Origin of the sequence: Pinibacter aurantiacus (genome assembly GCF_019130065.1) — a bacterium.
GTDB classification, from domain to species: Bacteria; Bacteroidota; Bacteroidia; order Chitinophagales; family Chitinophagaceae; genus Pinibacter; species Pinibacter aurantiacus.
The window spans coordinates 382624-398098 of record NZ_JAHSPG010000015.1 but is presented as its reverse complement, the minus strand read 5'-3'; the positions used below and the strand labels follow the sequence as shown (position 1 = coordinate 398098).

Here is a 15475-nt window from a genome sequence, read left to right as displayed (position 1 = left end):
TTTTACTTCAGAATAATGTTATTTCCATTTCTTTCCACTTTAACATCCAACGTTTGTGAAATGATTTTTAAAACATTATCTAAAGATTCGTCATTAAATGTGGTGGTAAGTGGTAAAGATTTTAAAGACGGATTCTCAATCGTGAAGTTCACATTATAAGCCTCATTTAGTTTTTCTACAAGCTTCCACAATGGCGTGTTGTCGCAAACAAATTGCCTGCTGCTATAATAGTTGTACAATTTATCTGTTGAGGATTCTTTTTGTAAAGCCGTATCGCTACTGTTGATTAACGCCTTTTCATTTGGTTTTAAATCTACTTTTTTGCCCCCATGCTCCACGCGAACAAGCCCGCTTTCGACAATCACTTCGGTTTCTCCATTGTTATTTTTTACATTGAAAGAAGTTCCCAGTACAGTGATGGTAACATCATTTACATTTACAATGAACGGTTTGTTTCTGTCTGTTGCTACTTTAAAGAAAGCTTCCCCCTGTAGTTTTATGTTTCTTGTTTTGCCTTTGAAATTATCAGCGTAAGAAATCTTTGTGTTTTTGTTCAGTGTCACCAAAGATCCGTCTGGCAGTGTATCGTTAAGAGTCGTATTGGTAGAGGCAATATTTACCTGCGCGGCCGGTTTATTTGCCTGCCATATGAAATAACTAATTGCGCCGGTTATGACAACGAATATGATTGCGGCAACTCTCAGCCAATTATTTTTCCTGCTAATAGAAACTACCGGTGCTTTGGCAACCTCTTCTTTTTCTACCACCATTTGCTGAAACCTTTGCCATGCTGCATTTTCGTCAACGGTACTTTTTGCGGCGAGCTCAAGGCTGTTATCCCAGATCAGTTTGAAGTCATTGAAATATTTTTCATTATCGGCAGAGGAGGCGATCCATTGAGAAATGCTGATGCTTTCTGCGGGAGATGCTTCTCCCAGCAGGAATTTTACCAGCAGTTCATCATTTATATCGTGTAGATCTGTATTCATTCTTTACTGGATTAACAGGTTGGGTAAGATGATTAAAATGATGGGCAGATAGTCCACAAGTTTTACTCTCAGGAGTTTCAACGCTTTGCCCATTTGGTTCTCAACGGTTTTGGGAGCAATGCCAAGACGCTGTGCAATTTCACTGTACTTCAATTCTTCGAAGCGGCTCATCTGGAAAATGGTGCGGCATTGTTCTGGCAATTCACTAAGTGCCACACTGATTTTCTGCTGAAGCTCTGTAAGCAGCACTTTCTTTTCGGCATTGTCGGTATTGTTTTTCATGTGGTGAACGGTATGTGCCTGGTAGGCCTGTTTCACTTTTTCATGTTTTAAATGATTGAGGCTGTGGTTATACACTGTTTTGTATAGATAGGCGGTGAGAGAAGTGTCAATATTCAGTTGATCCTTTTTTTCCCATATCTTAAAAAATGTTTGCTGTACGATTTCTTCGGCGATGGCGGAGTCCTTTACAACTGTAAATGCATAGGCATGCAAGCCTTTAAAATGTGTTTTAAAAGCCGATTCGAAGTTGTTTTTCCAGTCGCTCGTAAGCAAGGCATTACTTTGCGGATGGCTGATTTCCATTCTTATACGTTGATAACTTGGTTCAAATATAATAGCTTCTGCCAATTTTTTCTTTCCAGTATGACAAGCGGAGAAGGGTTTACCCCCATGAAGAGGAAAAATTAATAATTAATAATTAATAATTAAGAGGGGGTCACTCGAAGTATGTTCGAGAAATTCATGAGTGAAGCACCTGTTAATTATTAATTATTAATTATTAATTCTTCATAGGGGTCGAGCACCACTTCGTTGTCTCACTCTAAAAGAATCAATATGAGAATAGTTAAACAATGTATAGCGGTAATGGTTTGTGCGAATATTTTGACATTGGCAAACGCGCAGGACAAAGATACAACGCAGAAGAAAGCATGGCCATTTGGCCCGGTAGTGCCCGCACAAATATCATTTGCTCCGGGAGTTGGAACGAATGGCAGGCAAGTCCTTGACATAAGAGGTGTTTCATTCAATGTGCTTGGAGGAAAAAATAACAGCGTAACCGGATTTGAATTTGCCGGGTTGTTCAACATCGATCAAAAAAATGTTGCGTACACACAAATAGCGGGCTTGTTTAATACTGTCGGTGGAAACGTACTGGGAGCACAGGTCGCAGGCTTATTTAATACAGTTGGTGATAGTGTGACAAGAGCACAGGTAGGAGGTCTGTTTAATACAGTTGGTAAGAAAGCAAGGGGTGCACAAATTGCGGGGCTATTTAATACGGTAGGTGATAGTGTTATTGGCATACAAGTTGCCGGCCTGTATAACAATGTTGCCAAAAGTGTTGTTGGTGCACAGGTTGGGGGATTGACAAACATTGTGAATGGAAATGTACAAGGATTTCAAATCGGAGGACTTGTTAACAATGTGCACGGAAAGGTGACAGGTATGACTGTAGCGGGTTTGTTCAACGGCACAAAAGAAGTGGCAGGGCTCCAGGTCGCGGGACTTGTGAATCACACAAAAAAACTGAAGGGTGTGCAAATCGGTCTTATCAATATTGCCGACACTTCCGAAGGTTGCAGCATTGGGTTGATCAACATTGCCAAGAATGGTTTTTATCAATTCTCCGTTTATGCCAATGAGACCAATAGCGTGAACGTTGCTTTCCGCTCGGGCACTAAGAATTTTTATGGCATTTTATTAGGTGGCGCCAACCCAAGTGACAACAAAAGGCTGTATACTTTTGGTGCTGGTTTTGGAGGTGCAGTGAAGCTGGCGAATAACATTAGCATCAATCCTGAAATTACCTCGCAGTACATGTACACCGGTGATTGGCAGTACACCAATCTTCTACAAAAGCTTTCGGCCAACTTCAATTTCACCGTTGCAAAAGGTCTCACATTGTATGCGGGTCCATCGTTCTCAGTTTACTACACCGATCAACACACGGACGTGAAAGATTACAAACAAGCCATGCCTTCGTATGGTGTAATGCATTGGTGGGATAATACTTACGCGTGGTTTGGCTGGACAGTGGGTGTGAGCTTTTTTAATAACTGAATAACTGAATAACTGAATAACTGAGTAACTGAATGACTGAATGATTGAATAATTGAAGGAAGTTGTCTTTCAAGTTCAGTTATTCAGTTACTCAGTTATTCAGTCACTCCTTCTCCAAATACTCGTTCAAATACTGCTGTGGTGTCTTTCCTGTATTAGCCTTAAAATATTTGTGAAAGCAGGTGAAATTATTAAAGCCGCAATCGTAACAAATTTGCTTTATCGTTCTTCTGTTTTCTATCAATAGCTTGCAGGCGTAACCAACCCGCAGTTCTATAAGAAATCCTGTAAATGTTTTGCCGGTACGGCTTTTAAAGTAGCGGCAAAATGAATTGGTTACAAGTCCGGCTTCTGCAGCGATATCATCAAGTGAAATTTTTTGCCTGAAATTTTTGAATGCATAATCGTAGATGGCAGTCATACGCTCATTTTCCTGCAGCTGAAAATCGTTGCGGTAGCCTATAGATGAGAGCGTGGTGATTTTCTCCATCTTTGAAAATGCCGTCAGACATTCCAGCAATGCGATGATTCGTTCTGCGCCTTCGGTGCTTCTTATTTTTTTAATAGTAGCGCTGATCTGTTCGGCATATTTTTTTTCGACCGCAACACCGTATCTCGCTTTTTCAAGAAAGACTTTAATAGGTGCGTTCTCCGGCAACGACAGAAATTGCTCTCCCCAGAAATTCTCAGTAAAATGTATAACCGTCGCAAAAGGCGTTTTGCTTTCCGTCACACTTAAATAAGGATCATCGTAGCGGATATAATGTGGCAGGTTAGAGCCAAGCAATACGATGTCTCCCGGAGCAAAGTGTTTAATGTCATCACCCACGAAACGAGTGCCAGTGCCCTTGTGCACCTGTATAATTTCCACTTCAGGATGGTAGTGCCATTTATTGATCACATTCGGAACAATGTCTTCTCGCACATTAAATGAGCGGGTGGGCGTGACCAATACTTTCAGCAGTTTCGCTTTCATCCGGATATATTTTGTTTGCCGCTGGCGCAGCGATTATTTTAGTCAGATGCCCGCCTGAATGGCCTTGGTGGGGCAGGGAACTCAGCAGATGCATTCTCATGTGCGAAAATCTGTTCCGCTCTATTTCATAATTTATCTCCCAAAACCGCAATTTAGGCAAAATGATGTTAAAATAGCTTAATAGTTGGATAAATAGGGGAAAACCCGAACGCCGGAAAAATAGTTTCTTTGTTTTCATAACATAACGAATTGCTTTTTTACTATGCCTACCAACAAAAACAAGCTCGCGATTATCTTAATTACCTCATTGTTTTTTTTATGGGGGTTCGTGCACAACCTTGATCCCATATTGATCCCCCACTTGCGAAAAGTATTTAGCCTGTCGGTATTTGAATCATCCTTAGTGGATTCATCGATATTTATCGCCTATTTTATAATGGCGTTGCCTGCAGGTATGGTGATGCGTAAATACGGTTATAAATCAGGCATATTGCTGGGTTTGTTGTTTTTTGCAATCGGCTCATTTTTATTCATACCCGCAGCTAATACCATGCAATACATTTATTTTCTGGGAGCGCTTTTTGTTATTGCGTGTGGGTTGACATTTTTAGAAACCGCAGCTAATCCTTATGTAGCTGTACTTGGTTCAGAAGAAACAGCAGCTCGCAGGCTAAATTTCTCTCAGTCATTTAACGGATTGGCAGCCGTGGTAGCTCCAATAGCCGGTAAATGGTTTCTAATGAAAGGGCATGATATAACAGATGATCAGGTGGCGCAAATGGACGCAATAAGTAAAGCTGCGTACCTGCACTCGGAAGCTGCAAGCGTAAAAATGCCATACTTAATATTGGGTATTGTTATCCTGGTCGTGGCTGTTTTGATATACCTTACTAAACTGCCGGACATCACTGATAAGGAAGAACAAGGCGAAACAAAAGGATTGTTTCATGCTCTTGCATTCAAACAATTAAGAGGCGCTGTAATTGCGCAATTCTTTTATGTAGGCGCCCAGGTTTGCGTGGGTAGCTTTTTTGTTGTGATCGTTACCAAAGCCGCAGGAATCAGCAGAGAGTCGGCAGCCAATTATTTGGCCGTATATGGTTTGGCATTCATGTTGGGCAGATTCGTTGGTACATTTCTTATGCAATACATCAAGCCCAATAAATTATTGTGTTTGTATGCCCTGATTAATATTGTGCTTACACTTATAGCAGTCTTTGCTTCAGGCATGGTGGTAGTATATGCATTAATAGGAATTGCATTTTTTATGAGTATCATGTTCCCTACTATTTTCTCCTTAGGAATTAGAAATTTAGGAGCAGATACAAAAAATGCATCAAGCCTGATAGTAATGTCTATTGTAGGTGGAGCTTTGTTGCCGCCTGTATTGGGAAAAATTGCAGACGCGACAAACAGCATACAATATGGTTACCTGGTAGCTTTGGTATGCTTTGCTGTTATAGCATGGTTTGCGGTAAAAGGATATAAAACTGGTGTTGAAGAAGTAGATAAGAATGTAGAGGTATTAGCAGCAGTACACTAATGGAAAAGTAAAAACTAAAGAGTCGAAATTTAAATTCCTGGTTTTAAAGAGATACTGTGATTATGAAAAAATATTGTCTTGCACTCGATCTGAAAAATGATCCTGCATTGATTAAAGAATACGAAGCCTATCATAAAGCCGTTTGGCCGGAAATATTGGAAAGCATTAAGGGAAGCGGTATTGAGAGCATGGAGATATTCAGAACCGGCAACCGTTTGTTCATGATAATGGAGACAACCGACTCATTCAGTTTTGAAGCAAAAGGAGCCGCTGATGCCGGCAACGAAAAAGTGCAGGAATGGGAAAAGCTGATGTGGAAATTTCAGCAACCGCTACCATGGGCGAAGGAAGGAGAGAAGTGGATTATTATGGATAAAATATTTGAAACCAATTAGGAATTGAAAATTAAGAATTAGGAATTAAGAATTATGAATTAAGAATTCTTTGCGTGCTGCATGCATTCAGGAATATAAATTTCAAGACCGACAAAAGATAACTCAGCGTTCTAAACCTAATTCATTGCCGTTGACTTCAGTCAACGGAGATGATGCAAAAGAAATTAAAGATTACCCTTAAAGCCTATCAACTAACAACTAACAACTTGAAACTTAAAATAGACGCCCACCAACACTTCTGGAAATTTGATCCTGTTCGCGATAGCTGGATCAGTGAAGAGATGAGTGTGATACAACGCGATTTTTTGCCACAACATTTAGAAGTGATACTGAAAGAAAATGGCCTTGATGGATGCGTTGTTGTGCAGGCCGATCAGTCTGAAGCCGAGACCGGGTTTCAGTTGGAAAATGCTGCCAGCAATGATTTTATCAAGGGTGTAGTGGGTTGGATAGATCTGAAATCTGGAAATGTAGAAGAAAGATTGGCCCACTACAAACAGTTTGAAAAACTAAAAGGTTTCAGGCATATACTGCAGGGCGAACCGCAACGTGACCATATGTTGCGCGAAGATTTTCTGAAAGGCATTTCATTATTGAAAAAGTTTGGTTACACCTACGATATTTTGATCTTCAACGATCAACTGAAATATTCAATTGAGTTTGTAAAGAAGTTTGCAGACCAGCCCTTTGTGATAGATCATTTGGCAAAGCCTTTGATAAAAGCGCAGGAAATTGCCGATTGGAAAAAAGACATCAGCGCTTTTAAAGATCACGGGCATGTTTCCTGTAAAATTTCAGGCATGGTAACAGAGGCTGATTGGAAAAACTGGAAGAAAGAAGATTTCTATCCTTACCTGGACGTGGTGGTGGAAACCTTTGGCATGAACAGGCTGATGTTTGGCTCAGATTGGCCGGTGTGCAATATCGCCGCGTCATACAATGTGATGAAGAATATTGTGGATGAGTATTTTGCGTCGTTTTCACAAAGCGAGAAAGATGCATTTTATGGAGGAAACGCGGTAAGTTTTTATAACCTCTAAACTGAGGCTTCGACAGGCTCAGCCTGACAGCTTCGGTCGAGTGTTACCCTGAGCCTGTCGAAGGGTTAAAAAGTTCTTTAGTTGATTGTTGTTAGTTGCAGGTTGTTGGTAATTTTGGGTTATTACTGCAACTAAGACTAACAACAAACAACTTCCTATAAAAGATTGATAATGAAAAAAGGAAAAGTATTATCATTTGGAGAAATTTTGCTGCGCATTTGCCCGGATACAAACGGCGAATGGCTGCAGGAAAATAGTTTATCTTTTTATGTTGGTGGCGCAGAAGGCAATGTAGCAACTGCGTTGGCGCTATGGAATGTGCCATCGGCTTACATGTCTGCCATGCCGGATAACATGATGGCAAAGCAAATTGCTGCCTATCTTGAAAGCAACAGAGTAGATGTTTCTAAAATGTTGTACAGTGGCGAGCGCATTGGTTTGTACTATTTGCCTAAAGGAAAGGATCTTAAAAATGCGGGTGTTATTTACGACAGAAATTATTCTTCCTTCTCCAATTTGAAAACAGGAACAATTGATTGGGATGAAGTGTTAAATGATGTGAGCTGGTTCAACTTCAGTGCTATTTCTCCGGCGTTGAATCAAAATGTTGCAGATGTATGCAAAGAAGCTGCTGAGGCTGCATCAAGAAAAAATATTACCGTTTCTATCGACTTGAATTATCGTGCAAAGCTTTGGCAGTATGGCAAACAACCACATGATGTAATACCTGAGTTGGTAAAGTATTGCAACGTTGTCATGGGGAATGTTTGGGCAGCAGAAAAAATGCTTGGCGTTCAGGTTGACTCCTCAATCATTAACGAGAGCAGTACAAAAGAACATTATTTGCTGCAGGCAGAGAATACAAGCAAGGCGATTCTACAGCAATTTGACAAGGTAAAAACAGTGGCAAACACGTTCCGCTTCGATCACGCAGAGCAGGGAATTAATTACTACACCGCATTGTTTAATGATGACAAACTGTTTGTTTCACATGAATATTTCGCGAAGAAAATAGTGGACAAAGTGGGAAGCGGGGATTGTTTTATGGGTGGCATCATTTATGGTTTGTACAATGAATTGTCGTCCCAGGAAACGCTAGAGTTTGCGACAGCCGCGGCATATCAAAAGCTGTTCATCGAAAGCGACGCGACGAAAATGAGCGCGGAGGAAATAAAAGGGAAATTAAAAATTGAAAGTTGAAAATTCCTGCCCGACTGTGTCAGTCAGGCGGGGAAAATGGTAGGGGCGAATCGTATTAGCCCTAGCAATGGAGAGTGGAGAATTGAGAATTGAGAGTTGAGAGTTGAGAGTTATGACGCACAGAAACATCAACGCTACCAGCTACAATTTTTAACAGTTTCAACAACACCAAACAACTAATAACTAACAACGAACAACTTATCACATGGCTTCAAAAAAAGAAATACTTCAAAGCATATTGGATCAGGGCATGTTGCCATTGTTTTATTGGGACGATGCAACAGTGAGCCTTGAGATAATCAGATCATTATACAAAGCCGGCGTGCGTGTATTGGAATATACCAATCGCGGCCCAAAGGCATTGGACAATTTTTCTTTCTTAAAAGAGAAATTGAAAGTTGAAGCGCCTGATCTGTACCTCGGTATTGGTACGGTTAAAAGCGCTGAGGAAGCAAATGCATTTATTGAAAGAGGTGCAGACTTTTTGGTTTCTCCAATCGTAAATCCTGAAGTGGCGGCTATTGCCAAAGCAAAGGATATGCTATGGATCCCAGGTTGCATGACGCCTACGGAGATTTACACTGCGCAGCAAAACAATGCAATGTTGATCAAACTGTTTCCCGCAAATATCCTGGGGCCTGAGTTCATGAGCTCTATCAAAGAACTTTTCCAGGGACAATTATTCATTCCAACAGGGGGCGTTGAAATTGTGAAAGAGAATATTGCAACCTGGTTCAAAGCGGGTGTTTGTGCAGTGGGTATGGGTAGTAAACTGATCAGTAAAGCTGTGTTGGAAAACAAAAGCTATGATCTGCTGGAGAAAGAAACCAAACGAGCTTTGGAGTTGATCAAGGAGAGCAAGTAATGTGGTGGGAGTTAGAGAGAAATTGAAAATTGAAAGTTGAAAATTGAAAATGGTAGGGGCGAATCGCATTCGCCCTGAGTTGTCAACAACGATCGGTAAAAGTAAACAAACAAAGCCCAGGTTCGTGTCTTCACGGACCGAGGCTACAAGAAATCAAATAGAGTTTGCGCCTAGCAAACTGATTTATAAATACAACGTAATGAAGCAACGCGTATTAAAAGTGCATCCGGATGATAATGTTCTGGTAGCGCTGACAGACCTGAAAAAAGGTGAACAAATTGACTATAACGGAAACAGTTATACGCTGCATGATGATGTTGCAGCCAAGCATAAATTTCTTACGGAAGATCTGAATCCGGGTGATTCCATTCACATGTACGGCGTGCTGGTTGGCAAAGCGCAGCAGCCATTGCAAAAGGGAAGCCTGATCAGTATAGGCAACGTAAAACACGCAGCAAGCGATTTTACAACGGGGGACAGAAAAACGAATTGGGTAAAACCTGACGTTTCAAAATATGCGAACCGTACGTTCAACGGTTACCACCGCAACGATGGAAGCGTTGGTACCGGCAACTATTGGCTCGTTATACCAATGGTGTTTTGCGAGAACAGAAACCTTGAAGTGCTGCAACAGGCGCTGGTAGAGGATTTGGGCTATGGCCGCAATGCTACTTATCAGCACCAGGCAAAACAGCTGATCGATCTGTATAAAGCAGGTAAAAGTGTTGAAGATATTTTGCAGGCCGATATCAGCGCTGATTACACTAAGAGCAACAACAAACGTTTATTCGAAAACGTAACGGGCGTTAAGTTCCTTACACACGATGGCGGTTGCGGTGGCACAAGAGATGATTCAGACGCGTTGTGTGCATTGCTTGCAGGTTATATTACGCATCCGAATGTTGCAGGTGCCACGATAATGAGCCTTGGCTGTCAGCATGCGCAGGTTGATATTTTGAAAGAAGAAATTAAAAAACGTGTTCCGAATTTCGATAAGCCATTGTTTGTTTTGGAGCAACAGAAAATCGGAAAGGAATCCGACTTCATTTCTGAGGCGATCAAACAAACTTTTGCAGGATTGATATTGGCCAACAAAAATGAAAGGAAACCTGCACCGCTAAGCAAGCTTTGCATAGGCCTGGAATGTGGCGGATCTGACGGGTTCTCGGGTATCTCGGCAAATCCGGCCATTGGTTATACTTCAGACCTGCTGGTGGCTTTGGGCGGTTCTGTTATCTTATCTGAGTTTCCTGAATTGTGCGGCGTAGAACAAAATCTTAGTGACAGATGTGTAACCGTTGATATCGCTGACCGCTTCTCTCACCTGATGCGTACATACGACAGCAGAGCGAAAGCAGTAGGTTCAGGATTTGACATGAATCCATCTCCGGGTAACATCAAAGACGGATTGATCACAGATGCCATTAAGTCTGCCGGTGCAGCAAAGAAAGGCGGTACGTCACCAGTTGTGGACGTGTTGGATTATCCGGAAAAAGTTTCAAAACCAGGATTGAACTTATTATGCACACCCGGTAATGACGTGGAATCAACCACTGCAGAAGTTGCCTCCGGCGCTACTGTCGTATTGTTTACTACAGGTTTGGGAACGCCAACAGGTAACCCAATCACTCCTGTTGCGAAATTGGCGAGCAATACAAAGTTGTACAACAAAATGCGCGATATTATCGACATCAACACCGGAACGATCATTGAAGGTGAAGAAACCATTCAGCAGGCAGGCGAAAGAATTTTGGAATATGTGATCGGGATTGCCAGCGGCGAAATTGAAGTGGCGGCAGTACGTCACGGCCAGGATGATTTCATTCCGTGGAAACGCGGTGTGTCGTTGTAGGGGCGAATCGAATTCGCCCTGCATTCTCGGGATGCGGCGCCAAATGCGCGAATGGACAGCACCAAAATAAAGATCGAACAGAATTTTGTGTAGCAGGGCGAATGCGATTCGCCCCTACGCACCATGATTGATCAGATTTTTCAACAACACCATTTGTCCCAGGTGATAATGCGCATGTTCTGCAATACCGTGTAACGATTTATACGTTTGCGAATAGCCGGGCAAAATGGGTTCAAATAATTTCTCATCAGGAATATTTTGTATGGCTTCTGCAAGTGCATTTGCAGAAGCCATATTTTTTTCTTTGAGCTTCTCCCACGCCGCTTCATCGGGCAATGCGGGCATGTCAAAACCATTCGCATCATTAATTACAGGAGGATTCCCCTGGAGCCGTTTCAACATCACCTTGTTGTAAAATGTTACGTGGTACAACAAAGAAGCGATGGTATTTTTCGAAGCCTTCGTTTGCGTAACGGCCATTTCGAACGACACATCTTTTAAAGTATCTGCTATGTTAACCTCGGTCCAGTTGACGCCATTGTGAACGTCGAGGATATGTTGCGCGATCAATTGTTGTAATTTCATTGCTGTAAAATTTTCTTTGACACATACAAACAAAAGCATCGGTGTGTTTGTTTGCGTTGTGACGAAAACGTTGAACATGTTGCATAACTTTCGCGAAACCCGCTTGCATATTACGTTTCCGAGTGTTAATTTTAGTAAGTAAACTTTTACTGTTTCTTAGGCTACACTATCCATCCCTTACAATTGAAGACAGTCGCGGTTTTTCAATCCTTACTTTTTTATTACTAACCACATTATTATGCCTAAGGATAATTCAAAAGGTCCTTTGCTTCGCAATACGTATATCCTGCTTTCAATCATTGCATTGTTGGGAGCATTTATTGCATTGAATTACCTCGTGTTTATTCCCCGCCAGCAAAGCGAGTTCAATAGAAAAGCCTTCCGCATCATGCACGAAGAGGCAGATGATTTTAAGCAGCGCGTAAAAGGGTATGCGGACTATTTTCAAAAGAATCATGACGAAACAAAAGTTTTCAAAGGCGACACTACCAAATGGAGCCTTTACACACACGATCCGGCTTTTGCCGGAAAACGCATACGGAGCCTGATAACAGTCAATGAGTTGTCAAAGCCCGTAAAAAATGACACATGCACTATTGAATTTGTTACAGATTCCGTGATCTTCCGTTATACAAAAGATGCTTCAGATACCAGTGTTGTAAATAACCACGACGTGTTAGCAAAATCAATAGATGAGATCATTCAGCCAATACAGGCAATGCATCAGCAAACTTTTGATTACATATTACTGATCAAAAAAGTGAGAGATACTTCCACTCCGGGAAAATGGCGCTCGGAAAGATTGATCTATAAATCTCCCGGACTTGCAATTGACAATAGCATATACATTGACTCATTGATGAAGAAGGATGCTTTTCGGTTTGCTACCATTCACGACATGGAAGTGGAAGGGGGAAAGTATAAAGTTTTCTTATTGCCGTTTGCGTTCAATGGACAATACTTTTATTTAGCCGGCTTTATAGAAGACCAGGGATACAAGATAGGTGTAACCTCATCGTCGTCCTGGGCATATTTGTTGATTATTGTGCTGTTGTTGTCGATCATTATTAATCTTCCTACACTCAAACTTTTTTTGCTTGGCAAGCAGGAGAATATCGTTATTACTGATGTTCGCATGTTGATGGTGTCGCTAACCGTTGCTCCTGTGTTCTTTGTAATGGCATTGCTGATTGTAAAAGCATACAGTATTAGTGATAAGATTTCCAATCAGATAATGCTTGATCTGCACGCGCAGATCAAGCGAAACTTTTCGCGCGAGCTTGATAGCATGGTTGCCCAGCTCAAGGAATTTGATCAAAATATTGATGGAAATAATTTCTCGCTGTATGACACTACATTAAAGATTGCGCCCTCTGATGCTTTTTTTTACCCACGTACTTATAAGATGCTTGATAATGTAAGTTGGGTGGAGAAAAATGGGACCCAAATTGCCAAGTGGAGTTTCCTGAAAAGCAACGCATTCAGTTTCCTCAACGTTTCCGCACGTGAATATTTCCGGGCAATTAGGTTTGGGAAGGGGTATGTGATGAAGAAGGATTCTATTTTTATTCAACCAACATTGTCATGGTCGAGTGGCGAATATTCGGCAAACGTTGCTATACCAAGTCACAAAGAGTTCGATGTGGGCAATGAGAAAAAGCGAGCCGTTCTTATAACGCTGGGTAGCATCATGTATTCCACTTACAATCCTGTGTTGCCGCGGCCATACAGCTTTGCTATTATTGACAAAGACGGAGACGTATTGTTTCATTCGCAGTCGGACAGGGCATTGCATGAGAATCTGTTTGACGAGTGCAACAATAACCAGGAAGTTATAAATGCAGTGCGGCACAATGACAGTGTGTTCGTTCCTTCAGTAAATATTTATGACAACGATGTTAAAATGTTGATCACGCCTATTAAAGGGTTGCCATTTTACCTTGCCGGTTTTTATAATAAGCGTGAGCAAAATTATTTTGTGTACCACATCTCCGCATTTTCATTTGTATGCATAAGTGTCGTGCTGATCACTTTGTTGTTCTTTTTGTATTTGTATTACCTTGTAGGAAGAAAAGTTTCACCGCTATTGTTCTCTCCCGGAGAATCTGACTGGATGAAGCCAGCCTTAAGAAAAGAGCTGTACTATAAAAAGCTCGTGGTGTTTTTTGTATTGCTCATCGCATTGATTGTACTCGTATCAATAGTCATTTTTGAATTTTGCAATGCGCATTGGTTGATCCTTGATATGGCCGTGCTCTCGTGTTTTCTTGCTGTTACCGGTTATTACATCATGAAGAAAGGAGTGCCGGTGAACAGGCGTGCGGAAAATATAGGTCTTCGCAAACTTTTGTATCCGCATAACAAAATTCTGCTGTTTTTTGCACTTATATTGTTTGTGATTTCTCTTGTGATTGTTTTCTACACAGGAAGTTTATGGTGGCTAACCATTCCATGGATATTCTCTATCATGGTGCTGACGGCGGTTTTCAAGATCAGTAGCATACCGCATTTCAGGTATATGAATAAGGATTATTTGCAGCACTATGTGTGGGCGATTTTTCTGTCCATCATTTTAATAAGCGTGTTGCCTACTTTTATTTTCTTCAAATATGCATTGGAGCATGAAAAATATTTGCAGGTGAAATCGCGCCAAATTTATTTGGCTGAACGAATTGTAGATCGTAGTTCCTTTATCGATTCAGTTTTTAGCCTTACAAAAATTTCGAAATACCATCAACCGGAAGATGAGGCTTTCGAAAACAATGTAAAATATAAGATGGGTTACGGCATTTATTCGGCCTTCAGTAATGTGCATGATACGGCTGGCCCGGTGCTGCCGAAGCGCCCGAATAGTGTTGATAGTTTTTATAAAGTGGTCACACAGTTTCTCTTCCTTCCAAGCGATCATTCTGATTTTTTTAATAACACGCCTTACTATGGATGGTCAGACAGAGTGAGTAACAATACCGTTAAGTTTTATTATAAGAAAGAGATTAACAGCAATGATAACAATGTGTTGTTGATTGAAACGAGTTTGCTTGGGCTGGACTTTAACCTGGTGTCAGATCTTTTCAAAAGCTTTCTTGGATGGATATTGCTGTCAATATTTGTCGCGGCACTCATTGTTCATTTTCGTGTGATCAAAGCGCTTGCAAAACGTGTGTTCCTCAACGAATTTCCTGGAATAGATATCAGTGATCATACCGATAAGCTTTGGATCGACAGGCACGTAAATCTTAAAACCGTGGCCGAACATGATATGGATTTTTTACAGGAGGTAGAACGGGCGCATCATCGTCGAAAACTTGACGAAGCAGGCGAAGAGGAGACGGAAGAAACAAATACAAACGGTGATAAATTGTTAAGGCATGAAAAATTCACCATTTCTCATAGTCATATCTACGGTTATGAATCAGAAGAAATGGAGAAAAGCAACTATGCAAATATCCTGAGAATGCAGTCTGTGCTTACGCCAACATACGACGACATTTGGAAAGAGTTGTCGGAAAAAGAAAAATTCATTTTGTTTGACTTTGCCCTCGATGGGTTCACCAACTACAAAAATCCTGATACGCTTTACGGTTTGTTTAAGAAAGGATTGCTTCGCCAGGACAGAGAAAATGGTGGTCTGATATTAATGACGTATAGCTTCAGAAATTATCTTATCAGCAAATCAGATACACCGGAAATTGAGAGGCTACGAAGAATTGTAAACCGCGGCGGCACATGGAAGTTGATACAGAATATTTTCTTTGTGACTTTGCTTATGGTCTTTGCATATCTCATCATCACCCGCCAGGAAGTCTCCACAAAAATTGCGGCAATCATTTCCGGCCTGGTGTCGCTCGTGCCGGCATTGATAAAATTATTTGACAGGAAAACGGCGGAGAGCACGGAGAAGAGTTGAGAGTTGAGAATTGAGAGTTGAGAGTTGAGAGTTGAGAGTTGAGAGTTGAGAAAAATAAA

Annotated in this window: 13 protein-coding genes; 8 read left to right on the top strand and 5 right to left on the bottom strand. The window is 41.2% G+C overall.

Annotation, left to right across the window (positions count from 1 at the left end; all coding sequences use genetic code 11):
- Positions 1 to 2 precede the first annotated feature (2 nt).
- Both KTO63_RS20085 and KTO63_RS20080 read right to left on the bottom strand, forming a co-directional pair.
- On the bottom strand, positions 3 to 989 hold the full coding sequence (locus KTO63_RS20085; RefSeq protein WP_217793684.1) for a FecR family protein: 987 nt from the start codon (positions 987 to 989) through the stop codon (positions 3 to 5).
- A gap of 3 nt (positions 990 to 992) precedes the next feature.
- Positions 993 to 1574, bottom strand: a complete 582-nt coding sequence (locus tag KTO63_RS20080; protein ID WP_217793681.1) for an RNA polymerase sigma-70 factor — start codon at positions 1572 to 1574, stop codon at positions 993 to 995.
- A gap of 252 nt (positions 1575 to 1826) precedes the next feature.
- Between KTO63_RS20080 and KTO63_RS20075 the strand changes: the two genes are divergently transcribed.
- A complete protein-coding gene (locus tag KTO63_RS20075; protein ID WP_217793679.1) occupies positions 1827 to 3053 on the top strand; it encodes an LA_2272 family surface repeat-containing protein in 1227 nt (408 codons plus the stop codon).
- A 103-nt stretch (positions 3054 to 3156) separates the two neighbouring features.
- Here the strand turns inward: KTO63_RS20075 and KTO63_RS20070 are convergent, their stop codons facing one another.
- Both KTO63_RS20070 and KTO63_RS20065 read right to left on the bottom strand, forming a co-directional pair.
- The gene (locus KTO63_RS20070) at positions 3157 to 4029 is read right to left on the bottom strand and encodes an AraC family transcriptional regulator (protein ID WP_217793677.1); all 873 of its coding nucleotides are present in this window, start codon (positions 4027 to 4029) and stop codon (positions 3157 to 3159) included.
- Positions 3980 to 4267, bottom strand: coding sequence for a hypothetical protein (locus tag KTO63_RS20065; RefSeq protein ID WP_217793676.1), 288 nt, complete (start codon positions 4265 to 4267; stop codon positions 3980 to 3982). The genes KTO63_RS20070 and KTO63_RS20065 overlap by 50 nt, the downstream gene beginning before the upstream one ends.
- Positions 4268 to 4291: 24 nt before the next feature.
- On the opposite strand from KTO63_RS20065, the gene fucP reads away from it, so the two are divergent.
- The 6 genes from fucP to KTO63_RS20035 all read left to right on the top strand — a co-directional run bounded on the left by fucP (position 4292) and on the right by KTO63_RS20035 (position 10924).
- Positions 4292 to 5572 carry an L-fucose:H+ symporter permease gene (gene fucP, locus KTO63_RS20060; protein ID WP_217793674.1) on the top strand — a complete coding sequence of 427 codons (1281 nt, stop codon included), beginning with the start codon at positions 4292 to 4294 and terminating at the stop codon, positions 5570 to 5572.
- Positions 5573 to 5634: 62 nt separating this feature from the next.
- On the top strand, positions 5635 to 5967 hold the full coding sequence (locus KTO63_RS20055) for an L-rhamnose mutarotase (RefSeq protein WP_217793671.1): 333 nt from the start codon (positions 5635 to 5637) through the stop codon (positions 5965 to 5967).
- 206 nt (positions 5968 to 6173) lie between these two features.
- Positions 6174 to 7007, top strand: a complete 834-nt coding sequence (locus KTO63_RS20050) for an amidohydrolase family protein (RefSeq protein ID WP_232373259.1) — start codon at positions 6174 to 6176, stop codon at positions 7005 to 7007.
- Between the two features lie 171 nt (positions 7008 to 7178).
- Positions 7179 to 8207, top strand: coding sequence for a sugar kinase (locus tag KTO63_RS20045; protein WP_217793669.1), 1029 nt, complete (start codon positions 7179 to 7181; stop codon positions 8205 to 8207).
- Between the two features lie 205 nt (positions 8208 to 8412).
- Positions 8413 to 9072 carry a beta/alpha barrel domain-containing protein gene (locus KTO63_RS20040; protein ID WP_217793667.1) on the top strand — a complete coding sequence of 220 codons (660 nt, stop codon included), beginning with the start codon at positions 8413 to 8415 and terminating at the stop codon, positions 9070 to 9072.
- 199 nt (positions 9073 to 9271) lie between these two features.
- On the top strand, positions 9272 to 10924 hold the full coding sequence (locus KTO63_RS20035) for a UxaA family hydrolase (protein ID WP_217793665.1): 1653 nt from the start codon (positions 9272 to 9274) through the stop codon (positions 10922 to 10924).
- A 114-nt stretch (positions 10925 to 11038) separates the two neighbouring features.
- On the opposite strand, the gene KTO63_RS20030 is transcribed toward KTO63_RS20035, so the two are convergent.
- Positions 11039 to 11509 (bottom strand): DinB family protein, encoded by a 471-nt coding sequence (locus KTO63_RS20030; RefSeq protein WP_217793663.1) that lies wholly within the window; start codon positions 11507 to 11509, stop codon positions 11039 to 11041.
- A 238-nt stretch (positions 11510 to 11747) separates the two neighbouring features.
- On the opposite strand from KTO63_RS20030, the gene KTO63_RS20025 reads away from it, so the two are divergent.
- A complete protein-coding gene (locus KTO63_RS20025; protein WP_217793661.1) occupies positions 11748 to 15416 on the top strand; it encodes a cache domain-containing protein in 3669 nt (1222 codons plus the stop codon).
- Positions 15417 to 15475 lie beyond the last annotated feature (59 nt).